Annotated in this window: 27 protein-coding genes and 1 pseudogene; 13 read left to right on the forward strand and 15 right to left on the reverse strand. The window is 60.4% G+C overall.

All coding sequences use genetic code 11. The features are described 5' to 3' along the window. Nucleotides 1-2: 2 nt before the first annotated feature. Genes ACQ4WN_RS11370 through ACQ4WN_RS11380 form a run of 3 tightly spaced genes read right to left on the reverse strand, consistent with a single transcriptional unit; the run spans nucleotide 3 to nucleotide 2,388 of the window. Nucleotides 3-455, reverse strand: coding sequence for a hypothetical protein (locus tag ACQ4WN_RS11370; protein ID WP_436551637.1), 453 nt, complete (start codon nucleotides 453-455; stop codon nucleotides 3-5). Next, nucleotides 452-1,429, reverse strand: a complete 978-nt coding sequence (locus tag ACQ4WN_RS11375) for a D-2-hydroxyacid dehydrogenase (protein WP_436551638.1) — start codon at nucleotides 1,427-1,429, stop codon at nucleotides 452-454. Before ACQ4WN_RS11375 ends, ACQ4WN_RS11370 begins: the two co-directional genes overlap by 4 nt. Next, nucleotides 1,426-2,388, reverse strand: coding sequence for a LysR family transcriptional regulator (locus ACQ4WN_RS11380; RefSeq protein WP_436551639.1), 963 nt, complete (start codon nucleotides 2,386-2,388; stop codon nucleotides 1,426-1,428). Before ACQ4WN_RS11380 ends, ACQ4WN_RS11375 begins: the two co-directional genes overlap by 4 nt. 189 nt (nucleotides 2,389-2,577) lie before the next feature. On the opposite strand from ACQ4WN_RS11380, the gene ACQ4WN_RS11385 reads away from it, so the two are divergent. From ACQ4WN_RS11385 to ACQ4WN_RS11410, 6 genes are all read left to right on the forward strand, one after another. Further along, on the forward strand, nucleotides 2,578-2,748 hold the full coding sequence (locus ACQ4WN_RS11385) for a hypothetical protein (protein WP_436551640.1): 171 nt from the start codon (nucleotides 2,578-2,580) through the stop codon (nucleotides 2,746-2,748). Beyond that, on the forward strand, nucleotides 2,745-3,605 hold the full coding sequence (locus ACQ4WN_RS11390) for an alpha/beta hydrolase (RefSeq protein ID WP_436551641.1): 861 nt from the start codon (nucleotides 2,745-2,747) through the stop codon (nucleotides 3,603-3,605). Before ACQ4WN_RS11385 ends, ACQ4WN_RS11390 begins: the two co-directional genes overlap by 4 nt. 281 nt (nucleotides 3,606-3,886) lie before the next feature. Beyond that, nucleotides 3,887-5,140 carry an efflux RND transporter periplasmic adaptor subunit gene (locus ACQ4WN_RS11395; RefSeq protein ID WP_436551642.1) on the forward strand — a complete coding sequence of 418 codons (1,254 nt, stop codon included), beginning with the start codon at nucleotides 3,887-3,889 and terminating at the stop codon, nucleotides 5,138-5,140. A 2-nt stretch (nucleotides 5,141-5,142) separates the two neighbouring features. Further along, nucleotides 5,143-8,343: an efflux RND transporter permease subunit gene (locus ACQ4WN_RS11400; protein WP_436551643.1), complete on the forward strand. Its 3,201-nt coding sequence runs from the start codon at nucleotides 5,143-5,145 to the stop codon at nucleotides 8,341-8,343. Nucleotides 8,344-8,387: 44 nt separating this feature from the next. Next, nucleotides 8,388-9,833 carry an efflux transporter outer membrane subunit gene (locus tag ACQ4WN_RS11405; protein WP_436551761.1) on the forward strand — a complete coding sequence of 482 codons (1,446 nt, stop codon included), beginning with the start codon at nucleotides 8,388-8,390 and terminating at the stop codon, nucleotides 9,831-9,833. 176 nt (nucleotides 9,834-10,009) lie between these two features. Further along, nucleotides 10,010-10,567 carry a fasciclin domain-containing protein gene (locus tag ACQ4WN_RS11410; RefSeq protein WP_436551644.1) on the forward strand — a complete coding sequence of 186 codons (558 nt, stop codon included), beginning with the start codon at nucleotides 10,010-10,012 and terminating at the stop codon, nucleotides 10,565-10,567. 68 nt (nucleotides 10,568-10,635) lie between these two features. On the opposite strand, the gene ACQ4WN_RS11415 is transcribed toward ACQ4WN_RS11410, so the two are convergent. The 6 genes from ACQ4WN_RS11415 to ACQ4WN_RS11440 form a co-directional block, all read right to left on the reverse strand. Continuing rightward, nucleotides 10,636-10,872 (reverse strand): hypothetical protein, encoded by a 237-nt coding sequence (locus tag ACQ4WN_RS11415; RefSeq protein WP_436551645.1) that lies wholly within the window; start codon nucleotides 10,870-10,872, stop codon nucleotides 10,636-10,638. A gap of 45 nt (nucleotides 10,873-10,917) precedes the next feature. Next, complete coding sequence (locus ACQ4WN_RS11420) at nucleotides 10,918-11,253, reverse strand: hypothetical protein (protein WP_436551646.1); 336 nt, start codon at nucleotides 11,251-11,253, stop codon at nucleotides 10,918-10,920. A gap of 115 nt (nucleotides 11,254-11,368) precedes the next feature. Next, nucleotides 11,369-12,391, reverse strand: coding sequence for a serine hydrolase domain-containing protein (locus tag ACQ4WN_RS11425; protein ID WP_436551647.1), 1,023 nt, complete (start codon nucleotides 12,389-12,391; stop codon nucleotides 11,369-11,371). Between the two features lie 224 nt (nucleotides 12,392-12,615). Continuing rightward, nucleotides 12,616-12,948, reverse strand: a complete 333-nt coding sequence (locus tag ACQ4WN_RS11430) for a hypothetical protein (protein ID WP_436551648.1) — start codon at nucleotides 12,946-12,948, stop codon at nucleotides 12,616-12,618. Between the two features lie 41 nt (nucleotides 12,949-12,989). Next, on the reverse strand, nucleotides 12,990-13,337 hold the full coding sequence (locus ACQ4WN_RS11435) for a hypothetical protein (RefSeq protein WP_436551649.1): 348 nt from the start codon (nucleotides 13,335-13,337) through the stop codon (nucleotides 12,990-12,992). 222 nt (nucleotides 13,338-13,559) lie between these two features. Then, nucleotides 13,560-13,871, reverse strand: coding sequence for a hypothetical protein (locus ACQ4WN_RS11440; RefSeq protein WP_101481853.1), 312 nt, complete (start codon nucleotides 13,869-13,871; stop codon nucleotides 13,560-13,562). Between the two features lie 233 nt (nucleotides 13,872-14,104). Between ACQ4WN_RS11440 and ACQ4WN_RS11445 the strand changes: the two are divergent. Beyond that, nucleotides 14,105-14,473: pseudogene (locus ACQ4WN_RS11445) on the forward strand (DNA polymerase ligase N-terminal domain-containing protein); the annotation flags it as partial. Nucleotides 14,474-14,583: 110 nt separating this feature from the next. Here the strand turns inward: ACQ4WN_RS11445 and ACQ4WN_RS11450 are convergent. Next, a complete protein-coding gene (locus tag ACQ4WN_RS11450) occupies nucleotides 14,584-15,561 on the reverse strand; it encodes an SDR family oxidoreductase (RefSeq protein ID WP_436551650.1) in 978 nt (325 codons plus the stop codon). A 437-nt stretch (nucleotides 15,562-15,998) separates the two neighbouring features. On the opposite strand from ACQ4WN_RS11450, the gene ACQ4WN_RS11455 reads away from it, so the two are divergent. From ACQ4WN_RS11455 to ACQ4WN_RS11480, 6 genes are all read left to right on the forward strand, one after another. Further along, the gene (locus tag ACQ4WN_RS11455) at nucleotides 15,999-16,253 is read left to right on the forward strand and encodes a hypothetical protein (protein WP_436551765.1); all 255 of its coding nucleotides are present in this window, start codon (nucleotides 15,999-16,001) and stop codon (nucleotides 16,251-16,253) included. 81 nt (nucleotides 16,254-16,334) lie between these two features. Then, the gene (locus ACQ4WN_RS11460; protein ID WP_436551651.1) at nucleotides 16,335-17,987 is read left to right on the forward strand and encodes a SulP family inorganic anion transporter; all 1,653 of its coding nucleotides are present in this window, start codon (nucleotides 16,335-16,337) and stop codon (nucleotides 17,985-17,987) included. Then, nucleotides 17,984-18,373 carry an Imm1 family immunity protein gene (locus ACQ4WN_RS11465; RefSeq protein WP_436551652.1) on the forward strand — a complete coding sequence of 130 codons (390 nt, stop codon included), beginning with the start codon at nucleotides 17,984-17,986 and terminating at the stop codon, nucleotides 18,371-18,373. Before ACQ4WN_RS11460 ends, ACQ4WN_RS11465 begins: the two co-directional genes overlap by 4 nt. A gap of 1 nt (nucleotide 18,374) precedes the next feature. Continuing rightward, on the forward strand, nucleotides 18,375-18,575 hold the full coding sequence (locus tag ACQ4WN_RS11470; RefSeq protein ID WP_436551653.1) for a hypothetical protein: 201 nt from the start codon (nucleotides 18,375-18,377) through the stop codon (nucleotides 18,573-18,575). Next, nucleotides 18,565-18,942 (forward strand): DUF2750 domain-containing protein, encoded by a 378-nt coding sequence (locus ACQ4WN_RS11475; RefSeq protein WP_436551654.1) that lies wholly within the window; start codon nucleotides 18,565-18,567, stop codon nucleotides 18,940-18,942. The genes ACQ4WN_RS11470 and ACQ4WN_RS11475 overlap by 11 nt, the downstream gene beginning before the upstream one ends. Next, complete coding sequence (locus ACQ4WN_RS11480; RefSeq protein ID WP_436551655.1) at nucleotides 18,935-19,108, forward strand: hypothetical protein; 174 nt, start codon at nucleotides 18,935-18,937, stop codon at nucleotides 19,106-19,108. The genes ACQ4WN_RS11475 and ACQ4WN_RS11480 overlap by 8 nt, the downstream gene beginning before the upstream one ends. Before the next feature lie 4 nt (nucleotides 19,109-19,112). Here ACQ4WN_RS11480 and ACQ4WN_RS11485 read toward each other — a convergent pair whose 3' ends face one another. The 5 genes from ACQ4WN_RS11485 to ACQ4WN_RS11505 form a co-directional block, all read right to left on the reverse strand. Further along, complete coding sequence (locus ACQ4WN_RS11485; RefSeq protein ID WP_436551656.1) at nucleotides 19,113-19,592, reverse strand: GNAT family N-acetyltransferase; 480 nt, start codon at nucleotides 19,590-19,592, stop codon at nucleotides 19,113-19,115. An 82-nt stretch (nucleotides 19,593-19,674) separates the two neighbouring features. Continuing rightward, nucleotides 19,675-20,790, reverse strand: coding sequence for a T6SS immunity protein Tli4 family protein (locus ACQ4WN_RS11490; RefSeq protein WP_436551657.1), 1,116 nt, complete (start codon nucleotides 20,788-20,790; stop codon nucleotides 19,675-19,677). 2 nt (nucleotides 20,791-20,792) lie between these two features. Beyond that, nucleotides 20,793-22,721 (reverse strand): esterase/lipase family protein, encoded by a 1,929-nt coding sequence (locus ACQ4WN_RS11495; protein ID WP_436551658.1) that lies wholly within the window; start codon nucleotides 22,719-22,721, stop codon nucleotides 20,793-20,795. Continuing rightward, nucleotides 22,718-25,315 carry a type VI secretion system Vgr family protein gene (locus ACQ4WN_RS11500; protein WP_436551659.1) on the reverse strand — a complete coding sequence of 866 codons (2,598 nt, stop codon included), beginning with the start codon at nucleotides 25,313-25,315 and terminating at the stop codon, nucleotides 22,718-22,720. The genes ACQ4WN_RS11495 and ACQ4WN_RS11500 overlap by 4 nt, the downstream gene beginning before the upstream one ends. 12 nt (nucleotides 25,316-25,327) lie before the next feature. Then, entirely contained in the window at nucleotides 25,328-25,582 is a 255-nt protein-coding gene (locus ACQ4WN_RS11505; RefSeq protein ID WP_436551660.1) for a PAAR domain-containing protein, read from the reverse strand. Nucleotides 25,583-25,594: the final 12 nt, after the last annotated feature.

The following is a 25,594-nucleotide window of genomic DNA, read 5'->3' on the forward strand; positions in this document are numbered from 1 at the left end:
GCCTACAGCCCCGCTTCCTTCCAGGATACCAACCCCAAGCGCTTCAGCAGCCGGCCCGACAGCCCGCAACTCCAGCAGCTCATCTGGATTTGCCGGTGCTGCTCGGCGTCCGCATGCCAGGCTTGCTGCGCGTAATCGAGCAGCGCTTCGCTGAGCGGCGAAGAATCCGCACTGGGGGGCAAACGCGTCATCAGCGCGAAGATGCCCTTGCCGGCGTCCTTGATCTGCAGCAAGCCGGCCAGCAGGGCACGCAGCAAGGCGCCGTCGATGTTGCTGCTCGCTTGCGTGAAACGTTGCTGCCAGCACGGGGTGCGCTGCTGCCACAGGGCCAGTAGCGCAGGCACGTCAGCCGTCCACAGTTGCCCGATCAGCTCGGCCGCTTCGAGAAACAGGTCGAGGCGGTCGTATTCGTCGTCGCTGCACAGCAGTTCATCGAGCTCCTGCAATACCCTCATGCCACGACGTTCGTTGGGACGCCCCGTTCAAACGCTTCCACGTTGCCGATCAAGATGTCAGCCAGTTTTTGCATGGCTTCCCCGCTGGCCCAGGCCGTGTGCGGGGTGAGGATGAAGTTGGGCAGGCGCAAATTGAGCAGCGGATTGTCGGGCAGCGGCGGCTCCGTCGATAACACGTCGACACCGGCGCCGGCGATCACGCCGTTCGTCAATGCTGTGGCCAGCGCCGCCTCGTCGACCAGGCCGCCCCGCGCCGTGTTGATCAAAAGGGCTGTCGGCTGCATGCGCGCCAGTTCTTGCGCACCGATGATGTTGCGCGTCTTGTCCGTCAGCGGTAGGTGCAGGCTGAGCACGTCGGACGTGGCCAGCAGCTCGTCGAACGTCACTTGCGTCACGCCGTCGTCCTCGATGGGCGAGCGCTTGTGCACGATAACGTGCATGCCGAAGGCGCGTCCCAGCTGCGCCACGGCCTTGCCCAGCGCGCCGTAACCGAGCAAACCCAGGCGGCTGCCGGCCAGGTCGCGGATCGGGTGGCCGAACAGGCAAAAGCGCTCCGACGCCTGCCACAGGCCCGCGTCCACGTCGGCGCGGTAGGCAAGCAGCTGGCGGCGCAGGGCCAGCATCAGTGCCAGCGTATGCTCGGGCACGGTGGCGCGCGCATAGTCGCGGATATTCGCCACCACGATGCCCCGTTCGTGACAGGCGGCCAGGTCGAGAATATCCGTGCCGGTGGCAGCCACGGCGATCATTTTCAAGTCTGGCAACTGGGCCAGTTCGGCTGCGCGCAGCGGCACTTTATTCGTGATGGCGATGCTGGCGCCTTGCAGACGGGAAACCGTCTGCGCGCTGCCCTTGGTATGCGCATACTCTGCCCAACTGTGGTCGAAGGCGGGCGGGCGCACGGTGGCGATCAGGCTGTCGCGGTCGAGAAAGACGATGCGGTGGGGGTGCGGAGATGTGCTTGCTGCGGTCATGGCTGGGCCTCGGTCTGGTTGGCGCGCGCGCTGGGAAGACTGCTCTTGCCCTTCAGTTGCGTGGCCGGGTGGTTGCTAAACATGTCGGCGACCCATTCGACAAACACGCGCACCTTGGCGGACAGATGGCGGTTGGGCGGATAGATCACGTGGATGGGCAGCGGGTCGGATTCCCACTCATCGAGCAATTCCACCATTTTGCCCTGTTCTATCAGCGGCGCAAGCATGAAATGCGTCATTTGCACGATGCCGAGGCCCGCCATGCCGGCTGCCGCATAGGCGTTCGAGTCGTTCAGGGCGATATGGCTGGGCATGGACATCTGGATGCGTTCGCCGGCGCGCGTGAAATCCCACTCAAACGTCTTGCCTGTCTTGGCGGAGAAAAAATTGACGCCACGGTGCTGCGCCAGGTCGTTCGGGTGCAGCGGCGTGCCATACCGTGCCAGGTAGCCGGGCGCGGCGCAAGTGATGAAATGCAGCACGCCGACCCGGCGCGCGATCAGGTTCAGGTCGCCCAGCTCGCCGCCGCGCACGGCGCAGTCGACGCCTTCCTCGATCAGGTCGACGGGGCGGTCGCTGCAACCGAGCTCCAGCGAGATGTCGGGGTAGCGGGCGAAAAAGTCGGGCAGGGCGGGGATGATCAGTTCGCTGGCCAGGGCCGTGGGGGCATCCACGCGCAGCCGCCCGCTGGGGCTCAAGCGCGTGCGCGACAGCGATTCCTCCGCCTCGCGCACGTCCGACAGGATGCGCACGCAACGTTCGTAATACGCGGCACCGTCGGAGGTGATGCTGACATGGCGCGTGGTGCGGTTGAGCAACTTGACCGACAGGCTCGCTTCCAGCGACTGGATCAGGGTCGACACGGTGGCTTTCGGCAGCTGCATGTTTTCCGCCGCGCGCGTAAAGCCGCCCGCATCGACGACTTGGATGAAAACTTCCATGGCTTGCAGCTTGTTCACTTGATTTCCTATCACGTTATGCGCGATTATTCAGAATCCTGAACAATCAATTCGTCATTGCACTCTTTATCAGATTGTAGATCAAGTCTATAGTTGCTGTACTGCAGCATAAATTGATTGCTGCGAGAAGTTCACAGGAGAAATATCATGGGTCATCGGAATGGAATCTTTGCAGTGCTTGCTCTCGCTATGAGCTCGCTCGCTCTGGCCGCGATGGTATCGACGGATGCATACTCGTTGGCCGCGCAAAGCGAAGCCAGTGCGTATAGCGCCCTGACCCATGAAGTGGGCGGCGTCGCCCTGTTGTGCCTGAACGACGCGGTACGCGATGTTGCGCTGCAGCCGGTGGTAGCGCAATGAGCTTTGCCGAGACTGCGGCCGAACTGGCACCTGGCCAGGCGCTGAAGATACGCGACATTCAGGTGCAGGGCGCGCAGGATGCGCTCGCCGCGCGCGTCTACACGGCCGGCGTGCCGGGCGCCAAGCTGTCCAGCCTGATCGTCTTCTTCCATGGCGGCGGCTTTGTCGCCGGCGACCTGGACGATGCGGACGACTTCCTGCGCTGCCTCGTACTGAGCAATCCCGACCATGTGGTGCTGGCCGCGAACTACACGCTGGCGAAGGTGCGGCCATTCCCCGCCGCCGTGGAAGACGCGCATGCCGTGCTGCTGTGGGCGAAAAAGAACAAGTCCAAGCTGGGCTGGACCGGCAAGCAGATGGTAGTGTCGGGCATCGAAGCTGGCGCCAACCTGGCTGCCGTGTGCGCCATGATGTCGCGCGACCGGGGCGGACCGCCCCTCGCGGGCCAGGTACTGATCATGCCCATGCTCGACCCCGGCCTGTCGACCTGCTCGATGCGATCCTTGCCGAGCTGTCCCGATCTGGCGGAAGTGGCCGATCAATGCGCCGCCGCCTACCGTGGCTACCTGCCGAATGCCGCTGACCGTACCCACCCGTACGCGTCGCCATTGCAGTCGAGCCGCCTGAAGAACCTGCCGCCAGCCTTGATATTGTCCAGCGAAGACGACCCATTGCGCGACGAGGCTGAACAATACGGCAGCAAATTGATCGCCTGCGGCATCAAGACCACCGTGCGGCGCATGGCCGCCGCGCCGCTGCAAGACGCTACCGCCCGCAATGAGTGCGCGTGCAAGGTGCAGGTATTGAGTGAAATCGCCAGCTTTGTCGCTGGACTGGGGCAGGAGCCCGAGTCATAAAGCCGCCATCTGCGGCACTGCAAAAAAACTTACACTAATCAGTTTACTTTTTGAGTTTTGGTTGCTACACTATGCAGTGTAGTTCCCTTCATGTCTGCGTTGTGCGTTCGCACAGCCAGCTTCGTCGTCCCCGTCCGCTTTTACGCAGCTGGCGGCCTGTTTATCTTTGATCGAGCGCCGTCGGGCGCCATGGCACCACCATACGCTGCAGTTTCCACTTTTAGCTGGGTTGCTTTCTGCCGCCTATACCATTAGAAATTTTCATAAAACAGGGAAATAAAATGAAAAACGTTCAAGAATTTTCCACCTTGGGTACCTTACTCAAGCCGCTGGCTGCCTCGCTCGCGCTGGCGGGACTGGTGGCCGTGAGCCTGGCCGGTTGCGATACGGCCAATAGCAAGGTGCCCGACGCGCCAGCGGCCGGCGGCCCGCCCATCTCGGCCGCTGCCGTCATTGAAAAACAGATCACGGAAACGCAGGAATTCTCGGGCCGCCTGGAAGCGATCGAGCGCGTGGAAATCCGCTCGCGCGTCGGCGGCTTCATCACCGCCGTCAACTTCAAGCCGGGCAGCGAAGTGAAAAAGGGCGATGTGTTGTTCGTCATCGATCCACGCCCCTTCCAGGCCGAAGTGTCACGCGCCGAAGGTACGGCCGCTTCGGCACGCGCCAAGGCGGAACTGGCCAAGCTGGAACTGTCGCGTGCTGAAAAGCTGCTGGCTGAAAAAGCCATCGCCCAGCGCGAATTCGATGAAAAGGCTTCGGGCTTGAAAGAGCTGGACGCGAACGCCCGCTCGGCGCAAGCCGCGTATGAAGCGGCCAAACTGAACCTGTCGTACACGCAGGTGCAGGCGCCGATCAGCGGCCGTGTCAGCAAGGCCGAAATCACCGTCGGCAACCTGATCGACGCTTCCGCCATCCTCACCTCCGTGGTCTCGACGGACCGCATCTATGCCAGCTTCGACGGCGATGAAGATACGTATCTGCGCGTGGCCGGCACGGCGCAAAAGGGCACGCCCGTCACCGTCAAGGTGGGCCTGGCCAACGAAACGGGCTTCCCGCATGAAGGCAAGCTGGAATTCGTCGACAACCAGCTCGACCCGGCCACGGGCAGCGTGCGCATGCGCGCCACCTTCGCCAATGCCGAGCGCCAGCTGGTGCCGGGCCTGTTCGCGCGCATCTTGCTCGATGGCGGCAATGGCCCGCACGCGCAAAGCACGGCGCTCTTGATCTCCGATCGCGCCGTCGGCACGGATCAAAGCCGCAAATACGTCTACGTGGTGGGTGCAGACAACAAGGCTGAATACCGCGCCGTCAAGCTGGGCCCGAACTCGGACGGCTTGCGCGTGGTGCGCGAAGGCTTGAAGGCGGGCGAAAAAATCGTCGTCAACGGCTTGCAGCGCGTGCGCCCCGGCGCGCCCGTGACGCCGCAGATGGTGGCCATGGATTTCGACCCGACTGCGCCGGTCGCCCCTGCGAAACCTGAAGTAAAAGACGCCAAGATCGCCGCGAAAGCAGCATCGACTTCCAAGGAATAAACATGAATTTTTCCCGCTTTTTCATCGACAAGCCGATTTTTGCGGCGGTGCTGTCGATTGTCATATTCGTGGCCGGGTTGCTGTCGATTTTCGGCCTGCCCATCTCCGAGTATCCCGACGTCGTGCCGCCATCCGTGGTGGTGCGCGCGCAGTACCCGGGCGCCAACCCGAAAGTGATCGCCGAAACCGTGGCCGCGCCGCTCGAAGAGCAGATCAACGGCGTCGAGAACATGCTCTACATGTCCTCGCAAAACACCTCCGATGGCGCCATGATGCTGACCGTGACCTTCAAGATCGGCACCAACGTCGAACAGGCCGAGACGCAGGTGCAAAACCGCGTGCAGCGCGCCTTGCCGCGCCTGCCCGAGGAAGTGCGCCAGATCGGCGTGACGACCGTCAAGTCCTCGCCCAATCTGACCATGGTGGTGCATCTGGTTTCGCCGAACAAGCGCTATGACGACATGTATCTGCGGAACTACGCGGTGCTGAACGTCAAGGACCAGCTGGCCCGTCTGCCCGGCATGGGCGACATCCAGATATTTGGCGCGGGCGACTACGCCATGCGCATCTGGCTCGACCCGCAAAAGGTAGCGGCGCGCGGCATGACGGCCAATGACGTCGTCGACGCGATTCGCGAGCAGAACGTGCAGGTGGCCGCCGGTGTGATCGGCGCCTCGCCAGCGAAGAATTCGGATTTCCAGCTGACCGTCAACACCCAGGGCCGTCTGCAGACGCCCGAGGAATTCGGCGCCATCATCGTGCGCACGAATGCCGACGGCGCCGTGACGCACCTCAAAGATGTGGCGCGCGTGGAAATGGGCGCCAACAGCTACTCGCTGCGTTCGCTGCTGAATAATAATCCGGCCGTCGGCATGGGTATTTTCGAGGCGCCGAGTGCCAACGCGCTGCAACTGTCGTCCGACGTGCGCGCCAAGATGGACGAGCTGAAAAAAGACTTCCCGCAGGGCGTGGAATACCGCATCGAGTACGACCCCACGCAGTTCGTGCGCTCGTCCATCGAAGCCGTGATCCATACCCTGCTCGAGGCGATTGCCCTGGTGGTGCTGGTGGTGATCATCTTCCTGCAAACCTGGCGCGCGTCCATCATTCCGCTGCTGGCTGTTCCCGTGTCGATTGTCGGTACCTTTGCCGTGATGCTGGGCTTTGGCTTCTCGATCAACACCCTGTCGCTGTTCGGCCTCGTGCTGGCCATCGGTATCGTCGTCGATGACGCCATCGTGGTGGTGGAAAACGTCGAGCGCAACATCGAGGAAGGCTTGTCGCCACGCGACGCCACCATCCAGGCCATGAAAGAGGTCAGCGGTCCTATCGTCGCCATCGCCCTGGTGCTGTGCGCCGTGTTCGTGCCGATCGCTTTCGTGCCTGGCCTGTCGGGTGAGTTCTACCGCCAGTTCGCGCTGACCATCGCCATTTCGACCGTGATCTCCGCTTTCAGCTCGCTGACCCTGGCGCCAGCCCTGTCGGCCGCGCTCTTGAGGCCGCACGATGCGCCGAAAGATGCGCTGACGCGCGGCATGGACATGGTCTTCGGCCGCTTCTTCGCCTGGTTCAACCGCTTCTTCGGCCGCGCTTCGCACCGCTACGAAGCGGGCGTGAAAGGTGTATTGGGCCGCAAGAGCGCCTCGCTGGGCGTGTATGCACTGCTGGTCGTTGCCGCCATCTTCACCTTCAAGTCCGTGCCGGCCGGCTTCGTGCCAGCGCAGGACAAGCAATACCTGGTGGGCTTTGCGCAATTGCCTGACGCCGCTTCGCTGGACCGCACGGAAGATGTCGTGCGCCGCATGTCCGACGTCATCAAGTCGGTGCCTGGCGTCGAATCGACCATCGCCTTCCCCGGCCTGTCGATCAACGACTTTACCAATGCGCCGAACGCCGGCATCGTGTTCGCTACGCTGAAGCCGTTCGACGAGCGCACCACCAAGGAGCTGTCCGGCGGCGCCATCGCGGCCGAGATCAACAAGCGCCTGGGCGGCATCCAGGACGCCTTCATCATGGTCTTTCCGCCACCGCCGGTCAACGGCCTGGGCACCATCGGCGGCTTCAAGATGATGATCGAAGACCGCGGCAACCTCGGTTACGACGCGCTGTACAACGCCACGCAGGCGCTGGCCGCCAAGGCGTACCAGACGCCGGAACTGGCGGGCGTGTTCTCGGGCTACCAGATCAACGTACCGCAGCTGTTTGCCGACGTCGACCGCGTGAAAGCCAAGCAGATGGGCGTGCAACTGCAAACGATCTACCAGACCTTGCAGATCAACCTTGGTTCGCTGTACGTGAACGACTTTAACCAGTTTGGCCGCACCTACCAGGTGCGCGTGCAAGCCGATGCCGAGTTCCGTTCGCATGCGCAGGATATCGCGCAGCTGAAGGTCCGTAATAACAAGGGCGAAATGATCCCGCTGTCGTCGTTGATGCGCGTCAAGGATAGCTATGGTCCGGACCGCGTGCAGCGCTACAACGCCTACGCCGCAGCTGATTTCAACGGCGGCGCCGCGCCTGGCGTGTCGAGTGGTCAGGCGCAAGTCGCGCTGGAACGCATCGCCAAGGAAGTGCTGCCGCAGGGGATTTCGTATGAATGGACGGAGCTGACCTATCAGGATATCTTGTCCGGCAATACGATGATCTATGTGTTCCCGCTGTGCGTGCTGCTGGTGTTCCTGGTGCTCGCTGCCCAGTACGAAAGCTGGACCCTGCCGCTGGCCGTGATCCTGATCGTGCCGATGTCGATCCTCTGCGCGCTCCTTGGCGTAAAGCTGACCGGTGGCGACAACAATGTGTTCACCCAGATCGCGCTGTTCGTGCTGGTGGGACTGGCGTCGAAGAATGCGATTCTGATCGTGGAATTTGCCCGCGAACTGGAAGAGCATGGCCGCACCGTCGTGCAAGCGGCGCTGGAAGCGTGCCGTTTGCGTCTGCGTCCGATTTTGATGACGTCGATCGCCTTCATCATGGGCGTGGTGCCCCTGGTGTTCTCGCACGGCGCCGGTTCGGAAATGCGCCATGCCATGGGCGTGGCGGTATTCGCCGGCATGCTGGGCGTGACTTTCTTCGGCCTGTTCCTGACGCCCGTGTTCTACGTACTGCTGCGCACCCTGGCGCAGCGTTTTGAGAAAAAACCAGCCGCCGTTGCCGCCAAGCCTGCCGCCGCGCCAGCGCTGGACCTGGAAGGAGATATATATTGAAAACCAAGGAAATCGTCGGGCGCGTCAAGCCCGTGCTGACCGCCATGGCAGCCGCCGTGCTGCTGGCCGCCTGCGCGGCGCCGGAATTCAAGCAGCCGCAGATCGAGACGCCGGCGGCGTTCAAGGAAGCGCAGACCTTGCCGGCCGTGCAGACGGCGGCCGACGGCACGCGCTGGAAGCAGGGCGTGCCAGCCGAGCGCCAGGCGCGCGGCGAATGGTGGCTGGCGTTTAACGATCCGGCGTTGACCAGCCTGATCAACGAAGCCACGCAGGCGAATGCCAACCTGGCTGTCGCCGCCGCCCGCGTCAAGCAGGCGAGGGCGATTGCCGGTATCGCCGAAGCGGACCGCATCCCGCAAGTGGGCGTCAACGTGGGCGGCCAGCGCAACCGCGCCTCCGCCGTGTCGCTCGGCTTGCCGAACGGCGCGCCGGTGGCGGCCACGAATGTCTACCAGGCCAACCTGACGGCCAGCTACGAAGTCGATTTGTTCGGCAGAGTGGCGGCTAACGTCAGCGCCTCGCGCAGCGATGCGCTGGCCGTGGAAGCGACTTACCGCTCGGTGCTGCTGTCGCTGCAGGCCGACGTGGCGCAGACCTACTTCCAGCTGCGCGCCACGGACGCCGAACTGGCGACCCTGGAACAGACGGTGCGCCTGCGCGAGGAAAGCGTGCATGTGAACCAGCGCCGCTATGACCTGGGCGACATCGGCGAATTCGACCTGTCGCGTGCCCGCACGGAGCTGTCGACGACGCGCGCCGAAGCCATCGGCCTGCAGCGCCAGCGCGCCACCAGCGAACATGCGCTGGCTGTCCTGCTGGGTAAACCGGCTGCCAGTTTCACGGCGGGCGTCAACCCGCTGCAGGACAGCGGCTTCCTGCCCGTGATCCCGGCCGGCATGCCATCGTCCCTGCTGGAGCGCCGTCCCGACATCGCGTCGGCGCAGCGCACCATGGAAGCGTCGAATGCGCGCATCGGCGTGGCGAAATCGGCCATGTTCCCGGCCTTGAGCCTGAACGCCTCCGGCGGCGGCGCGTCCGATACCTTCTCGGATATCTTCAAGTGGAGCAGCCGCTCCTGGTTGCTGGGCGCCCTGATGTCGATGCCCATCATCGACGGCGGACGCAATAAAGCTGCCGTGAGCCGTAGCGAAGCGCAGCTGGAAGAGTCGGTGGCGACGTATCGCCAGAGCGTGCTGGTGGCCTTCGCCGAGGTCGAAGACAACCTGGCCGGCCTGCGCATCCTGTCGGGCCAGACGCAGCAGATCGACGAAGCCGTTGTCTCGGCGCGCCGTTCGGCCGACCTGGCGCGAAAGCTGTACGACGCGGGCCGTTCCAGCTACCTGGACCTGCTCGACGCGCAGCGCAACCTGGCGTCCATCGAGCGCAACGCCGTGCAGTTGCGCGGCAACCGCGCCGTTACCACGGTGGCGCTGATCCGCGCCCTGGGCGGCGGCTGGGGAGATGTCGAGCCGCAGGTGGCGGCCAACTAGTTTCCCGGCACCGCGGGCTGGAGTGTCCGGCCCGCGGCAAGGGATGCATATCGGGAACGGCGTCGTGCGCTTGCACGGTGCCGTTTTTTTGTTTTCAGTCAGTTGAATCCGTTTGCGCAAAGGGCGCGTAAATACTCCTGCAATCACGCAAACGCAGTCATCCAGGAGATATCACCATGCGCACCTTCGTTCCCGCAGCACTGTTCATCACTTCCATGCTGGCCGCCAGCGCCCCGTTTGCCGCCGACATGACGACCATGGTGGGTGGCCAGAGTATGTATCCGTCCAAGGACATCGTCGATAACGCCGTCAATTCGGCCGACCACACGACCCTGGTGGCTGCCGTCAAGGCGGCAGGCCTGGTCGATACCTTAAAAGGCAAGGGCCCGTTCACCGTGTTCGCGCCGACGAATGCAGCCTTCGGCAAGCTGCCAGCCGGCACTGTCGAGACCCTGGTCAAACCGGAAAGCAAGGCGACGCTGACCAAAATCCTCACCTACCACGTGGTGCCCGGCAAATATGACTTCAAGGCGCTGGCCAAGGAAATCAAGATGCACGACGGCAAAGCGATCCTGCCCACGGCCAGCGGCGGCAAGCTGATGTTCGCCATGAACGGCATGCACAACATCGTGGTGATGGATGAGGGCGGCAATAGCGCCAACATCAGCACTTATGATGTGTACCAGTCGAATGGCGTGATCAATGTCATCGACACGGTGCTGATGCCGAAATAAATGGACGAATAAGCAGACGAAAAAAAAGACAGGGAAAAACCCTGTCTTTTTGCTTGGTGCCGCCGCGATTACTTGGCTGGCGCTGCTGCCGGTGCGGAAGCTGCCGCTGCGGCTTTTTTCGCCTTGTGATGCTTGGCTTTCTTGTGCGCCGCTGGCTTGACTGCGGCTGCCGGCGCTTCGGCCTTGGCGACAGGGGCGACGACAGGAATCGGTGCTACTGGAGCGACTGGCGCGACGGCAGGCGTCTGGGCGAAAGCGGCGGTGGCGAACAGGCTGGCGATCAGGGTGGCGATGACTTTTTTCATGATGAAATCCTTGGTGTTTTTTCGGGGTGATGCAGTGAGAAGGAATTACTTCGCCGGAGCCGCTTCGGCGGTGGCCGATGCCAGTTTCGCATCTGCCTTGGCTTTGGTTTTTTTCGCAGTGTGGTGCGCTTTGGCTTTCGTGGTGGCCGCTTCCGCTTTGGCGCTGGCCACATCTGTTTTCGCGGCGACGACTGCCTTGGCTTCCTTGGCATCTGCTTTCACGACGGCTTGCGCTTCCTTGGCGTCCGCTTTCACGACGGCCTTGGTGTGTGCCGCTTCCACTTTCGCGGGCGCTGCCGGGGTGGCAGGAGCTGCAGGCGTTTGAGCAAAGGCAGCAGTAGCGAACAGGCCGGCGATCAGGGTGGCGATTACGTTTTTCATGGTGCAGTCCTCAGTGGTGGTTTGTCTGGTGTGTCTGTTGGTGCAGGGATCATTCCCGTGTCACTGAGCATAAAACGCGCCCCCGGACGCTTGCGTTGACGGTCATTACAAACGCTTACATCTGCGTTGCATCCGCCTTCAGGATGGCCTGCAGGATGTCTTCCGAACGGCGCTGCCCATAGCCCTTTCCATACGCGCTCGAGGCGATGCTCACCACCATGCGGCGCGCGGGGATCACATAGATCTTGTTGCCGCCATTGCCCGAGGCGAAATGCACGGCGATCTTTTTTCCCCCGATGTCCTGCGTTTTCGCGTACCAGAAATAGCCGTAGCTGTCGGCGTAGCGGTCCACGGCGCCGATGGCTACACGCGGCGCCAGCGCGGCTTGCAGCCAGGCGGCGTCGATGACCGGTCGGCCATCGAGCATGCCCTTGTCCAGCACCATCTGGCCGATTTTCGCCGTGTCGCGCGCGCGCAGCGACAGATTGCCCTGTCCTTTCGGGTGCTTGGCGACGTCGCGGCCCCAGTTCCAGCGGGTGATGCCCAGCGGCGCGAACAGGACCTTGGCGGCATAGTCTTCCAGGTCGGCGCCGCTGGCGCTTTCCACCACGCGCCCGGCAATATACGAGCCCAGCGAGTTGTAGCGGTAGATGCTGCCCGGCGCCGCGGCGGCCGGCACGCCGCGCACAAAGGCGTCCGGGTCGGGCGCTTCATCGAGCTTGTCTTCATTGCCCGGCGAGTGTTCGTCTTCGTCAAAGGCGGCCAGGCCCGAACGCATGGTGAGCAAGTCGTCGAGGACGATTCTGCCTGCCGGGCTGCCTGCCACTCCCGGCCAGTAGTCGCCCGCCGTTTTTGTTGTCGCCAGTTGGCCACGTTCCACGGCCGCGCCCACCAGCAGCGCGGTGATGCTTTTGCCGGCCGAGCGGATGTCGTGCAGGGTGTCGGCCGTCTCGCCGTTGTAATAGCGTTCGGCCACGATGGCGCCGTCGCGCAGCACGACGACGGCGCGCAAGTCGCCATGGCTGTCGCCGTCCTGGGCTTGCAGGACTTGCGCGATGGTGGCGGGGGCGCTGTCCTGCGCCAGGGCGGCGCAGGACAGGAGGAGGGTAGCGAGGAATGACAGGGGCAGGCGGCGCATGGACAGCTTTCGTGGCGATGGACGGAGTGCCAGTTTCGCTCATGTGTGGCGCTTTGTCGCGCGCAAGCTGGCCTGTTCGATGAAGTTCGCATGAAGGCGCGGCGGAAGGGGCGCCATGTGGCGCGGCACCATGCAAAAGGGACAGCCGAAGCTGTCCCTTTTGCAGGCAAAGTGGCCACGCTAGCGCAGACCCGGCGGACGCGCTCCCGTGGCTGTGTTCGCGATTACTTCGTTGGTGCTGGCGTTGCTGGAACGGTTTCTGCCGCTTTCGCTGCATCCGCTTTCACTTTGGCTTTGCTTGCCTTGTGATGGGCCTTGGCCTTGGTGGCTTTGGCATCGGCCTTGGCGCTGGCGACATCGGCTTTCGCATCGGCGACGACGACCGCTTCCTTGGCATCGGCTTTCACGACAGCCTTGGTCTCCTTGGCTTCGGCCTTGACCACGGCTTTCGTGTGGGCCGCTTCCGCCTTGGCAGGCGCTGCCGGGGCAGCTGGGGTTTGAGCGAAGGCTGCGGTAGCGAACAGGCTGGCGACGAGGGTGGCGATAACTTTTTTCATTTTGTTTTCCTGGCGAGTGGTGAGCGATGGTGTGTCGATGATTACTTGGCTGCTGCTGGCGCTGCTTCAGCGGTGGCCGAAGCCATTTTTGCGTCGGCCTTGGCCTTGGTGTGCTTGGCCTTGTGATGCGCCTTTGCCTTGGCGGCGGTTGCTTCCGCTTTGGCGCTGGCCACTTCCGTTTTCGCGGCGACGACGGCTTTCGCTTCTTTGGCATCGGCTTTCACAACGGCTTGCGCTTCCTTGGCGTCGGCTTTCACGACAGCCTTGGTGTGGGCCGCTTCCACTTTGGCAGGAACCGAGGCTGCCGGGGTGGCAGGAGCCGCTGGCGTTTGAGCAAAGGCAGCGGTAGCGAACAGGCCGGCGATCAGGGTAGCGATTACGTTTTTCATGGTGCAGTCCTCAGTGGTGGTTTGTCTGGTATGTCTGTTGGTGGTGGGATGATTCCCGTGTCACTGAGCATAAAACGCGCCCCGGAAGGTTGTCGTTGACCTTGTTTACACTTTCTTACAATCAGGTGTTTTAAAAGATGTTGCTGTGTGATGTGGCCATGAAAAAGAAAAAAGACAGCCGAAGCTGTCTTTTTATGTGGCGCTAAAAACGCGCGGAACTGATTACTTGGCTGCTGCTGCGGTCGCTTCAGTTTTGGCTTCGTCAGCCTTGGCCTTGGCTTTTTTCGCTTTTTTATGGGCTTTCGCCTTGGTGGCGCTGGCATCGGCCTTGGCGCTGGCGACATCGGCTTTCGCATCGGCTGCGACGGCGGCTTCTTTGGCATCGGCTTTCACGACGGCCTTGGTTTCTTTCGCTTCTGCTTTAGCCACTTCCTTGGTGTGCTTGGCTTCGGCCTTGGCAGGCACGGCTGGCGTTTGAGCGAAGGCTGCGGTAGCGAACAAGCCGGCGATCAGAGTAGCGATTACTTTTTTCATGGTGCAGTTCCTCGAGAAGTGGGTTGTAGTTCAGGAGATGCATTTCCCCTGTCACTGAGCCAAAAACGCGCGGTGTGGCAATTGCGTTGACACACCATTACAAATACTTACACTTGCTGCGTAAGTGCCTTGCCGCCTGGTCTGCATGCGTCGACGCACTCTGTTAGCTGGCGTACCGCGCTACGCCAAGCGGCGGCCTGGACTCGATGCCATCGTCACCGCATGGGTCCGCCATGAAAGCCGCCCTGAAAACCTATCAAGCCAAGCGCAATTTCACCGTCACGCCCGAGCCTGCAGGCGGCGGCGAGGACGCCAGCGACGGGCGCACCTTCGTCATCCAGAAGCACTGGGCCAGCCGTTTGCACAATGCTTTTCTCCTGGAACGCGATGGCACGCTGAAAAGCTGGGTCGTGCCGAAAGGGCCCAGCTACGATCCGCACGACAAGTGCATGGCCGTACAGGTGGAAGACCATCCGCTGGCCTACGCCAGTTTTGAAGGCACGCTCCCCGAAAAACAGTTTGACGTGGGCAAGGTCATCATCTGGGATCAGGGGACATGGCAAGCACAGGCTGCCACGCCGGACGCGCGTGAGGCCCTGGCGGCCCGTGCTGCGGGCGTCTTCTTGCCCAGGCTTTGCTGCAGCAGGGCGACCAGGTCGATCACATTGCTGCCGTGCTCTTCTTCGGGCTCGGGCGCGGGCGGCGCCATGGCCTAGTTCCCCACGCTGCCGGTGACGGGCAGGATGATGCCCGTGATGTAGCTGGAACAGGCGGGCGAGGCCAGAAAGACGTAGGCAGGCGACAATTCCTCGGGCTGGGCCGGGCGGCGCATGTCCGTGTCCGCGCCGAATTTCGCGATTTCCTCTGGCGTCTTGTCGGCCGGGTTGAGGGGCGTCCACACGGGACCGGGCGCGATGGCGTTGACGCGGATGCCCTTGTCGAGCAAGTTGCCGGCCAGCGCCATGGTGAATGCATGGATGGCGCCCTTGGTGGTGGAATAGTCGAGCAAGTGCTTCGAGCCTTGCAAGCCCGTCACGGAGCCCGTGTTGATGATGGACGCACCGCGCTGCAAGTGGGGCAGCACGGCCTTGGCCATGTGAAAGTAACCGTAGACATTGGTTTTCATGGTGAGGTCGAAGCGTTCCTCGCTCAGGTCGAGCAGCGATTCGGCGTGCTCCTGGAAGGCGGCGTTATTCACCAGTATGTCGATATGCGTGAACTTGTCCATCACCTGGCTGACGGCTTGCTGGCAAAAGCCCTGGTCGCGCACGTCGCCGGGGATCAGGAGGCAGCTTTGGCCTTCCGCTTCCACGTAGCGGCGCGTTTCGTTGGCGTCGGCGTGCTCGTTCAGGTAAATGATGGCGACATCAGCCCCTTCGCGCGCGTACAGCACGGCCACGGCGCGGCCGATGCCCGAATCGCCGCCCGTGATGATGGCCACCATGCCGGCCAGCTTGCCGCTGCCGCAGTAGTCGGGTGCCAGGAAGCGGGGTTTCAATTGCATCTGCGCTTCGATGCCGGGTTTGGCCAGGTGCTGGGCGGGCAGGGGAGGGGCAGGCTGGCTACGGCTGCCCGTTTGCACGGGGGACGTGCCTTGTTGCTCGGCGGGCTTGGCAGCATCGCGGGCATCCTGCTCCTGCTGGATGCTGCGCTGTAAGTTACCGGCGCACTGGTCCTTGTTCTCGTTCATGCTGGCCTCCGTGGAAACGAAGATCCAGTATCGGCGCGGCACCAGCATCCAACGGTGCGCTTGCTAACAGAGTTGCGAAAACAGGCGTAAAGTTACATGATGATTGACATCATAATGGGAGGCCAGCATCAGAGTGAGCAGGGAACAGGCGGCGTTGAACCGCCAGCGTATCGTCGACGTGGCGGCCAGATTATTCCGCGACAAGGGCTACGACGGCATCGGTGTGGCCGACCTGATGAAGAACGCAGGCCTCACGCATGGCGGCTTCTATGGTCACTTCGCGTCCAAGGAAGACTTGATGATCGAGGCGTGCCAGCATGCCTTGAACAAATCGCTGGAAGGCTGGCGGGCGAAGATCGCCAGCAACCCGCAGCGGGCGCTGCCAGCCATTATCGAGAACTATCTGACCACCAGACACCGCGACCAGCCCGGCAGCCATGGGTGTCGATGCTGCACGCATGTCGCCTGGCGCGCGTCCCGCGTTTACGCAAGCCACGCAGCAGCAGTGCGCGCTGCTGCAGGATTTGCTGCCCGAAGGCGCGCCTGGTTGCACGCAGGAGCGGCGGCGCCAGCAGGCGATTGCCACGTTTGCCGCCATGGTGGGCGCCATGGTGCTGGCCCGATCCGTCGATGACGAGGCCCTGTCGGCGGAAATCCTCGATGCCGGGAAGGCGCAATTGTTGCCAGACTGAGCACAGCAGCCAAGTACCCCCCCCCTGTCAGCCGGCCTCGTCGCATGATAGGCTTCGGTTTTCAGATTTTGGGATTTCATCATGCTGCTCTGGCTCAGGCAATACCGGCGTCCTTTGTTGGCCGGGGACATCACTGCCGGTATCGTTGTCGCCATGATGATGGTGCCGCAAGGCATGGCCTACGCGCTGGTGGCGGGCTTGCCGCCCGTGGTGGGCATCTACGCCAGCATCTTGCCGCCCGTGCTGTACGCCTTGTTAGGCAGCAGCATGACGCAATCGGTGGGCCCCATGGCCATCGTCTCGCTGATGACGGCCGCCGCCCTGGCGCCGCTGGCCGACCCCGGTTCCTCCTTATATATCGTGCTGGCCGCCCAGCTGGCCTTCATCAGCGGCCTGGTCCTGCTGTTGTGCGGCGTGCTGCGCCTGGGCTTCATGGCCAGTTTTTTGTCGCGCCCCGTGATTAGCGGCTTCAGCAATGGCGCCGCGATCCTGATCATCTGGGGGCAAATCACGCCCTTGCTGGGCGCCAGCATTCCCCACTGGCATGCGCCCAGCCTCGTGCTGGGGCTGTCCGGCCTGTTGTTCCTGTGGCTGGCCAGGCGTTACGCGTCGCGCCTGCTGCAGCGCTGCGGCTTGAACAAGGTGGCGGCCGATGTGGGCGCGCGCCTGGCGCCGATGGCGCTGGTGCTGGCCGGCATCGCGCTCGTCGCCTATGGCGGCCTGGAAGCGATGGGCGTGCAGACGACGGGCCACGTGCCCAGCGGCTTGCCGGGCCTGAACCTGGCCACCTCCAGCGCCCATTGGCGCACTCTGCTGTCGCCGGCGCTGCTGATCGCCTTCATCATCTTTTTGATGAGCATGTCCGCCGCCCAGACGCTGGCGCAAAAGCGCGGCGAAAAACTGCACACGAACCGAGAACTGCTGGGCCTGGGTGCCGCCAACGTGGCCAGCGCACTGTCGGGCGGCTTTCCGGTCACCGGTTCCATCTCGCGCTCGGCTGTCAATTTCCAGGCGGGCGCCAACACGCCGCTGGCCAGCATCATCACTGCGGGCTTGCTGGCGCTGGCGCTGGTGGCGCCCACGGGCTGGCTGGCCCTGTTGCCGCTGCCCGTGCTGGCGGCCACCATCATCTTTGCCGTGGCCAGCCTGCTTGACTGGGATACCTTGAAATTGTCATGGCGCTACGACCGCAGCGATGCGCTGGCCCTGCTGGCGACCACTGCCGGCGTGCTGGTGCTGGGCGTGGAGGCGGGCGTGGTGATCGGCGTGCTGCTGTCGATGGGCACCCTGATCTGGCGTGCCAGCCGTCCGCACATCGCGGTGCTGGGGCGTATCCCGAATAGCGAGCACTTCCGCAATGTGGAGCGCTACGAGGCGCAAACCTTGCCCGACGTCTTGCTGCTGCGCATCGACGCGGGCCTGTTCTTCGGCAACGTCGAAGCCGTCACGGAGCGCGTGGAAGACGAGTTGCGCGGCCACCCGACGGCGCGCCACCTGGTGCTGGTGCTGTCGGCCGTCAACCAGATCGACAGCACGGCCTTGCTGGGCTTGATCGAGCTCAACTGCGCGCTGATCAAGCGTGGCATCAGCCTGAACCTGGCCGAAGTGAAGGGTCCCGTGATGGACCGCCTGCGCCAGAGCAGCCTGCTGCAAGACCTGAGTGGCAAGCTCTACCTGAGTACGGCGCTGGCGACCAACGATTTGAGCGGGAAAAAGAGTGGAGAACCGGCATGACGATGGAATTGAATCTGCATGGTGAGCCGCGTGTGCTTGACAGCGTGCTGGCACTGCAACAGGCACTGCAGGAAGCACGTGCGCTGGCGCAATGCGAATTGTGGCTGACCAGGGCCAAGGAGGCGGAACAGGGCCCGGCTCTGTGCATGCTGCGCAATGGCGGCAATGCCTGGCTGATGTATCTATCGGGGCAGGATGACGTGAGTTTTCATACACTGGGCGACGATGAGGCAGACGGCGTTTGCAGCTACCTGCTGGCCAACGGCCAGGTGGACGAGTATCCCGAAGCCTGGTGCGTGGACGTGGAACATTGCGAGCGTGCCTTTGTCGCGTTTTTCAGAACAGGCGGCGCGCGGCCGGCCAACATCGCATGGGAGGCGGATTGAGATGCTGCAAACCACGCAAACCATCATCGCCGACATCGACCGGGACTTGCTGACCGCGCTGGACGCCAGGGCGGGTTTATTGAAGCTGCGCGCCATCCTGCTGCGCTACCACGCCAGCGGCGTGACGGCGGCGCAGCTGACCGGCTTGTTGCACGCCGCAGCTGCGAGTATGGGACAGGGTAGGGGAAACCGTGCATCCTGAAAAGTTCAAGCAGGTGGCGGGGCTGCCATCGGCCGAACGCCATGCCTATTTTGTGCGCAAGGTGGCCGATACGCAAGAAGTGTGGGGCTTGTTCCATGCAGGCTGGGCCACGACGCAAGCCCACGGCAAGGTCGCCGTCCCGTTCTGGCCGGAAGCGGCATTTGCGCAAGCGTGCGCCAGCGGCGACTGGGAGCATTTCCTGCCGCGCGCCATCGCGCTTGACGATTTTCTGGCCAGGTGGCTGCCTGGCATGGCGGGCAATGACCAGCTGGCTTCCGTGTTTGCCGCGCCGCAAGGCAGCGCCAGCGTCGCGGCGCCTGCCGATCTGCTTGCCGACCTGCGAGAGGAAGCCAGGCAGTATGAATAATCAGGACGAACGCCTGGACGCCTGGTACGACGGCTCGGCCATCTGCCTGATCGCCGTCGGCGCGCACGGCGACCCGCAGGACCTGGGCGACGACGAAGTGCGCGCGCTGATCGCGAAACTGCAGCACTGTCTGGCCGAGTCCGAAGTTGCTGCGACAGACGACTGACGGCTCAGGCGGCCGCCAGCGCCTTTTCCATCGCCACGCTGGCCAGGCTGATGCCGCTCGGATGCGCATACGCTTCCTCGCGCAAGGCAACAAAACCGGCGGCCCGGTAAAACGGCACGGCATTGAGCGACGCGGACAGTTGCAGGCGCGCCATGCCGCGCCCGCGTGCCAACAGCTCCAGCGCCGCCAGCAGTCGCTTGCCGATGCCCAGGCCCGCGCACGCGGGATCGACAAACACGGCATCGACTTCGTGTTTATCCGCATCCAGCATGGCGTAGCCGGCAAGGGCCTCGCCCTGCATCGCCACGATGCCGCCGCCCGCAGCGAGCATGGTGGCATACGCAGGCGGCACGGGCGAAGCCGTCCATACGGTGATCTGTTCCGGCGCATAGTGCGTGGCACAACCGACGCGCACGGCCACCGTGCGCAGGGCCCACAGGGCGTCGATGTCAAGGGGCAGGGCGCGGCGCAGGGTGATGAGCATGGAAGCTTTCCAGGCAAAAGCTCATGCTAGCGTAATGGCTTGCATCGCGCCAGCATGATTGCATTCCATGTTTACCCAGTCATCAGGGCGCTGGCTTGTCCGGATCGATGTAGTACGAACCCGGCGGTGCACCCGGCACTTTCACCCGGAATTTCAGGCCGGACAGCAGCTTGTCCCACAAGGCGATGGCTTCTTCGTCCGTCAGCGACGCGGCTTCGGCGGCGCCGACCATGTTGTGGGCGACTTTGGTGTACATCTTGACTTCCAGCACAGATGGATTTGCGATGTCTTTCGGTTTGCCCACCAGTGCCCATTCAAAATCATGGACGCCATCTGTTCGTCGTATCAGCGACTCTTCGCCTTTCCAGTGCTGAACAGTGCGCTTGCCTTCGCGCAGCAAGGTGCGCTTGGGATAGTTATTGCCTTGCATTTTTTTTGCGTCTTGTATGCGTTTGAGTAGTGATAATTCTCCACGCAACCTTGATTCAAATTCTGTCGGCGGGTAGTCACCGTATGCATCCTTATTTGAACTGATGGAGAAAGTAACATCTGGCAAGCTGGGTAAAAAAATACCTACGTCGTCTATTTCTTGATATTTATACTGATTTTCACTTATGAATCCATGCTCTACGCAAAGGCCTGGCGTGACCGGAATTTCTTCAGTAGCACGCAAACGTAGACTTTTTGCTTGAAGGAATTGTCTTTCCGCTGTTGCTCTTTCGGTGTCGCCATTATCTACTGCGTCGCCTATGGCAAATATGAAATTCCCTTTGTTGATTAAGGTTCTATAAATTATGAAATTATCTTCTTTGGCTGATCTGCTATTGTAATATCGAAGTTGCCAACTGTTTTCTATTGGTCCATTTCCATTATAAATAATTTCAGGAGAAATATTCAAAGATTGTATTTTTCTTAAGTCAATTTCTGCTTGGTGTTTTAAAGATTCAGGTCCTCCTTTAAATAGTTCAACTTCAGAATTTCCGATTATTAACTCTGCCTCGTTTGGTAGATTTAATAAATATCTTCCAAAGCAAAGTTTTTTTGTTTTTTGAAATAAATTTTCTATTCTTCTTATTTGTATTGTGTTTGTATGCATTTTATTATCCTCATGTTTTTTACTTGGCATTGTTTCATTTGCCATTGTTTCGGATGGTAGTGCAATTATCGTAATAATGAGAATTTTTTTATAATTTAACATACTCATTTCCATTCTGCTTTTTTGGCAATTTGCACAATTGAATAGAGCATAGATGCCAGGACATGTGGATGAGAGTAGCTATTTTGATGTTCATATCCATTTTCAGATTTAGCGCCATGGGAAAATTTTTCCCCAGGTATGTGTTTTGCTGAGCGATCCGATGGGACAGTTTCATCGCCAGTAGAATTTGGTGGTTGTAATTTTAGTTTCAAAACACGTGTTCCTGCTTGTACAGTAAGGTTGCCTTTTGCATCGTCAGTCAATAGCTGCCACTTATTTGGTGATGGTATAATTCTTTCCGAGTCGGATGAATTTTTAATTTCCAAACCCTCGATAACTTTGAAAGTGATTTCTCCATAGCTTAAGAATTTTTTTGAGGCACAATAGCTTGCATATGTATTTGGATGAAATATTTGTTCTATTTCTTTTAATAATTCTGATGCATCTTTCAATCGTCGCATGACATTGTTGATGCCGCCCCCTTTTTTTGGCGGAATATTTGCAGGGTTCACCCAGGAAGGATTTATCATCCTCCACCAAGCATTCGCAGGTTGTAAGTAGATACTTTCTACCGCACTATCCTTACCTCGTGGCCAGCTCCAAAGTAATTTATCTGTTGCATCAACAACCTTGATCCATTCTTGACCATATGCCATGCTTGGCAACATTTCTAATGGTGCAGGTGCATTTGCGAGAATTGCGGTGGCGTGTTCACCATCAATGCCAAAAATTTTGGCTTCGAGAGTATTAATTGGGCCACTCTTTTCCTTAAAGCCGAAACGCATGCGTTTGTATGCACTGGCAGCCCCTAGGGTAGGCATCACATTATGATATATCCCAAGTATTTTTACACTTTTATCATTAAGCATATTTCCATATCTAGGATGCATTAAGGCTCGGGCGAGCAGACCTCCCATGCTATGTGTGACGAGAATGACCTCACTGCATTTGAAGCCGCATTTCTGATAGCCTATTACTATGCCGCGTATGCGTTTGGCAATAATAATAGCGCTAATGGCATTGCTCTGTAAAAAGTTGTATCCCAATGCATGGACCGGATACCAGCATGGGGAAATCTTGACCATGTCAGAATTGTTAATTGGTATTCCGGAGGAGCCACCAAATTCTTTTGGATCTTTTATAAGAAGCTTGGCCACAGACGGATAGGCTTGTTGGCCATATGAATATCTGCCAGTGGATTGATCGGACGGGTCAATTTTCCAGTGAGATAAAACTTGCCCTTTTTTTGTTATATTATTCATGAAAAATTCTGTTTTTTGAAGCATTTCGCCATACGCGCCGGCGAAAAGAACTTCACTCCATCCACGCCACCGTGCAATATGTGCTGGCGTTTCACGTATTTCACGGGGAATGAATTTTCCCGCTACACCAGGTTTCTGAATTGCATCTACCTGAGAATTTTTTTTAGGACTAACAGAAATCAATGGAGGAACACCAAGAAAATCGTCAGGGACGTTGTTATGACGGGCGTCAGATCCTTTGGTTACGTCTCCATCAGGGAAGAAGCGCTCATTTTCAATAGAATATTGATAGTACTCAACTTCAGTTTCATTTGGATCAAAGACCAATTGTCGATCTCTGGGGGATGCTCCCCTAAACCAACCACCTAAACCACTACCGGTTGCAACCGCCAAATTACCAGATTTGTCGACCATGTCATCTGGTCTCCATGATCTGTTATCCGGTCGCTTCAGATCGTCTTGACGTTGTTTTGTCATTCTTAAATTGCTACCCATAACGCCGGGTAAAAATATAATCGGTATGATTTTTCTGGGTGGAATCGTGACGTCATGACGAATCGTATCTTCTATTTCCGTCATATGAACGGTGTATTCAGCCCACCCACCGACAGTCTGCCGAAACTCACCTTGGTGATTGCCGTGTTCATTCAAGTCGTTATCATCACTCATGGCAGTTCTCCCTTGTAACGTATCGTATAGCTGTCCATGCCATCTCCTTTTTGTAATGACGTCAGTCCGTCAGCGCCGCTTTTTTCGCTAATAATGTTGCCGTCGTCACGTATGAGTTCAAAGGCGATATCGGGTGCAGGTTTTCCGTCCACTTCCAGCAAGCGGACGGCCTGATCAAAACGGGTTACGGGCCTCTCATTAAATTCCTGCGACACGCTCTTCGGCGCCAGGGTTTCCAGGTTGCCGTTGAAGAGCACGGGGGATGAGGTGAAGAACTGCACCTTGTCGCTGATTTCCAGCATGTGGTTGGCGCCGTGCAGGCGGATGCCTTTTTTGCCCTTGATGTTGACCCAGTCCGCTTCGCTGATCAGCGACAGCACTTTCCGGGCAAGGATTTCCACCTCGTCGCTGTGCGCCTGGATGGACACCTTGCCGCTGGCCGCAATCAGTTTCATGCCGGCCTTGTGCACGAACAGGCTGAAGCTTTTGGCGATGCTGGCAAACATGCTGTCGCCGCTGGCGAGTGCAATATGCTTGCTGCTGGTGAGCGCCACATGCTCGCTGGCGGCCAGGTGGATGGACTGGGCGGTGCTCAGTTCGATGCCGGCTGGGCTGGCCAGCAGCAGATGCGCTTCGGACAGCTCCGGGAAATCGCCGCTGGCACCTTTGATGGCAGCGTTTTGCCGTTGGATGGACTCGGCGACGGCACCTTGTTGTGCGGCGCTGTCTTGCGCACCCGCGTCGACGGCCATGCCGCCCAGTCCCTCTTGCAGTTGGCGTGCCTGCGCCAGGCGGGCTTGTGTTTCGTCGAGCTGTTTGACTGATCCCGTTCCTGTTGATGTTTCGGTGGTGATCAGCATGCCTTTGGCAGCGCGCAGTGCACCCCAGGCGTTGCTGGCCAATTCAAAGCCCACGCCGCGCGCTTCCTTGCGGCCTGCGTTGTCGTCGATGCGGGTGATGTTGCCCAATGACAGCCGGCTATCCTGGTACTCGCTGCGCAGCTGCGCCTGGATCGCCCCCTTGGTATCGTCGAGCACGAGATGGTTGGCGCTGCGGGCACCCTGTTCGCGGCTGCGCAAGCCGGACAGGGCACGCTGCTGTGGCAATTGCCATGGCGGCGGATTGGCGCTGTTATAGACCACGCCGATGACGATGGGGTGGTCGATATTGCCGTCCTGGAATTGCACGACGACTTCCTGGCCCACGCGCGGCAAGGCGATTTGCCCCATTTGCTGGCCCGCCATCGGCATCATGACGCGTATCCATGGCGAGCTGCGTTCATCGAATGTACCCAGGCGGTCCCAGTGAAATTGCAGGCGGATGCGTCCCAGGGCATCGGTATGGATTTCCTCCCCGGCCGGCCCGACGACCAGCGCCGTCTGCACGCCGGCAACGATGCATGGCGTGCTGTTGTAGTCACGGCCCGGCCGCCAACGGATATCCCGGCGCACGCACAGCAACTTGTTGACATAGTGGGATGGTGCGCTGGGGCCAGCCTGATAATTATTGCTGGCGCTATGCTCCACTGACAGGATCAGGTAGTCGCGTTCGGCGATACTGTCAGGGCGCTCCTGGCCAGGCTGGTAGCGTTTTTCTTCGGCGCTGAAATGTCCATCGAGCCGGAAGCAAAGACCAGGCTGTGCGCCGCGATGATTGCCGCCCGCCTCGAAATACTGGCGCAGATGGTCGCTTTCCTCCATGCGGCGTTGTGCCAGAGCTTCCCCAGCATCGACATTCTTAAAACCGTAGGCCCCAATGTTTTCATATAGTTCGTGGGCAAAGACATCACCCTGGCGATTCAGGGAGTAGCCGCTGGCGAGGCGTGGCTGCGGATTTTTATAGTCGAAACTGGCCAAGGTCAGCTGCCCGGAGCCGATGCGACGCACGGCTTGCCACTGTTGCAAGCCATCGTCTTCCATGGAACCCGACTCGCAGTGGAAACGCATGGCGCCGTCGCCGGATACCGTGGCGATCATGTCCGCCAGGGTGCTGTTGTCCGCCAGCCAAAGCGTATGGCCATCGGCGCGGTGCTCGTACCAGTAATGCCAGCCCAGCGCCTCCCAGCGCCGGTGCAGGTGGTTGTAGTCGGTTTCATTGTGCTGGTTGGCGCAGGTGATCTGTGGATCGTCGCCATGGATGCTGGTTTTCCAGTCGCGCTGCCCGTAGTGCGCAAACGTCGTTTCGGTCAGCTGCATCACGCTTTGGCCATGAAAGGAGACATTGTCCTGGCGCAGCCGGGCGAAGGCCAGCCATGGTTGCAGCACCATGCGGTACCAGGCAAAGCCGCCATCGGCGCGCAGCAGGCAAAATTCGCCCACATAGCCGTTAAAGTGGCGCAGCGTGCCATCGTCGCGCAGCATGGAAATGGTCGCCATGCGGCCCATCATGGCCTTGAGCGCAATATGCGCGTCATCGGACAGCAATTCGGCCTCGAAACGGAAGTCGCGCGACACCTCTTCCCTGGCGGTCAGCGAGTTGACCAGCAGGATGGCGCCGGCCGGTCCATCTGCATGGGGAAAATCGATCTTCAGCAGGCGCCGTTCTTGCGCGGCGAGGTCGAAGGCCGACAGTGCCGCCTGAATACTTGCATGCATGGCCTGCCTCCGTTATAGCGATGTGATCAGGTGGGCGCCACAGGCGGTGGCATCGCCGTCATAGGCGTACGCCTTGCCCATGTGTTTTGCGCCGGCGCCATCCGGTGTGATCGGAAAGCTGCCCTTGCACTTGGGGCAGAAGGTGGTGTCATCGGCCAGCGCCGCCGTCTTTCCCATCACGGTGGTGCCGGATGATGCGCTGGTGACCTTGCCGCCATGATCGGTTGCGTCTCCGAGCCGGATGACGCCGCGTCCCGCATGTTTCATGTTTGCCTCGCT

It is taken from the genome of Janthinobacterium pasteuri (assembly GCF_051380775.1).
In the GTDB taxonomy this organism is placed as follows: domain Bacteria; phylum Pseudomonadota; class Gammaproteobacteria; order Burkholderiales; family Burkholderiaceae_D; genus Janthinobacterium.

What these genes read in the sequence shown, in the direction of transcription:
- ACQ4WN_RS11370 (WP_436551637.1), bottom strand. Translation starts at nt 455, where the DNA reads ATGAGGGTATTGCAGGAGCTCGATGAACTGCTGTGCAGCGACGACGAA.
- ACQ4WN_RS11440 (WP_101481853.1), bottom strand. Translation starts at nt 13,871, where the DNA reads ATGAAAAAAGTAATCGCTACTCTGATCGCCGGCTTGTTCGCTACCGCA.
- ACQ4WN_RS11485 (WP_436551656.1), bottom strand. Translation starts at nt 19,592, where the DNA reads ATGCTCATCACCCTGCGCCGCGCCCTGCCCCTTGACATCGACGCCCTG.
- ACQ4WN_RS11430 (WP_436551648.1), bottom strand. Translation starts at nt 12,948, where the DNA reads ATGAAAAAAGTTATCGCCACCCTCGTCGCCAGCCTGTTCGCTACCGCA.
- ACQ4WN_RS11435 (WP_436551649.1), bottom strand. Translation starts at nt 13,337, where the DNA reads ATGAAAAACGTAATCGCTACCCTGATCGCCGGCCTGTTCGCTACCGCT.
- ACQ4WN_RS11395 (WP_436551642.1), top strand. Translation starts at nt 3,887, where the DNA reads ATGAAAAACGTTCAAGAATTTTCCACCTTGGGTACCTTACTCAAGCCG.
- ACQ4WN_RS11490 (WP_436551657.1), bottom strand. Translation starts at nt 20,790, where the DNA reads ATGTTAAATTATAAAAAAATTCTCATTATTACGATAATTGCACTACCA.
- ACQ4WN_RS11390 (WP_436551641.1), top strand. Translation starts at nt 2,745, where the DNA reads ATGAGCTTTGCCGAGACTGCGGCCGAACTGGCACCTGGCCAGGCGCTG.
- ACQ4WN_RS11465 (WP_436551652.1), top strand. Translation starts at nt 17,984, where the DNA reads ATGACGATGGAATTGAATCTGCATGGTGAGCCGCGTGTGCTTGACAGC.
- ACQ4WN_RS11415 (WP_436551645.1), bottom strand. Translation starts at nt 10,872, where the DNA reads ATGAAAAAAGTCATCGCCACCCTGATCGCCAGCCTGTTCGCCACCGCC.
- ACQ4WN_RS11505 (WP_436551660.1), bottom strand. Translation starts at nt 25,582, where the DNA reads ATGAAACATGCGGGACGCGGCGTCATCCGGCTCGGAGACGCAACCGAT.
- ACQ4WN_RS11385 (WP_436551640.1), top strand. Translation starts at nt 2,578, where the DNA reads ATGAGCTCGCTCGCTCTGGCCGCGATGGTATCGACGGATGCATACTCG.
- ACQ4WN_RS11500 (WP_436551659.1), bottom strand. Translation starts at nt 25,315, where the DNA reads ATGCATGCAAGTATTCAGGCGGCACTGTCGGCCTTCGACCTCGCCGCG.
- ACQ4WN_RS11455 (WP_436551765.1), top strand. Translation starts at nt 15,999, where the DNA reads ATGGGTGTCGATGCTGCACGCATGTCGCCTGGCGCGCGTCCCGCGTTT.
- ACQ4WN_RS11460 (WP_436551651.1), top strand. Translation starts at nt 16,335, where the DNA reads ATGCTGCTCTGGCTCAGGCAATACCGGCGTCCTTTGTTGGCCGGGGAC.
- ACQ4WN_RS11400 (WP_436551643.1), top strand. Translation starts at nt 5,143, where the DNA reads ATGAATTTTTCCCGCTTTTTCATCGACAAGCCGATTTTTGCGGCGGTG.
- ACQ4WN_RS11470 (WP_436551653.1), top strand. Translation starts at nt 18,375, where the DNA reads ATGCTGCAAACCACGCAAACCATCATCGCCGACATCGACCGGGACTTG.
- ACQ4WN_RS11375 (WP_436551638.1), bottom strand. Translation starts at nt 1,429, where the DNA reads ATGACCGCAGCAAGCACATCTCCGCACCCCCACCGCATCGTCTTTCTC.
- ACQ4WN_RS11420 (WP_436551646.1), bottom strand. Translation starts at nt 11,253, where the DNA reads ATGAAAAACGTAATCGCCACCCTGATCGCCGGCCTGTTCGCTACTGCT.
- ACQ4WN_RS11480 (WP_436551655.1), top strand. Translation starts at nt 18,935, where the DNA reads ATGAATAATCAGGACGAACGCCTGGACGCCTGGTACGACGGCTCGGCC.
- ACQ4WN_RS11425 (WP_436551647.1), bottom strand. Translation starts at nt 12,391, where the DNA reads ATGCGCCGCCTGCCCCTGTCATTCCTCGCTACCCTCCTCCTGTCCTGC.
- ACQ4WN_RS11495 (WP_436551658.1), bottom strand. Translation starts at nt 22,721, where the DNA reads ATGAGTGATGATAACGACTTGAATGAACACGGCAATCACCAAGGTGAG.
- ACQ4WN_RS11410 (WP_436551644.1), top strand. Translation starts at nt 10,010, where the DNA reads ATGCGCACCTTCGTTCCCGCAGCACTGTTCATCACTTCCATGCTGGCC.
- ACQ4WN_RS11450 (WP_436551650.1), bottom strand. Translation starts at nt 15,561, where the DNA reads ATGAACGAGAACAAGGACCAGTGCGCCGGTAACTTACAGCGCAGCATC.
- ACQ4WN_RS11405 (WP_436551761.1), top strand. Translation starts at nt 8,388, where the DNA reads ATGGCAGCCGCCGTGCTGCTGGCCGCCTGCGCGGCGCCGGAATTCAAG.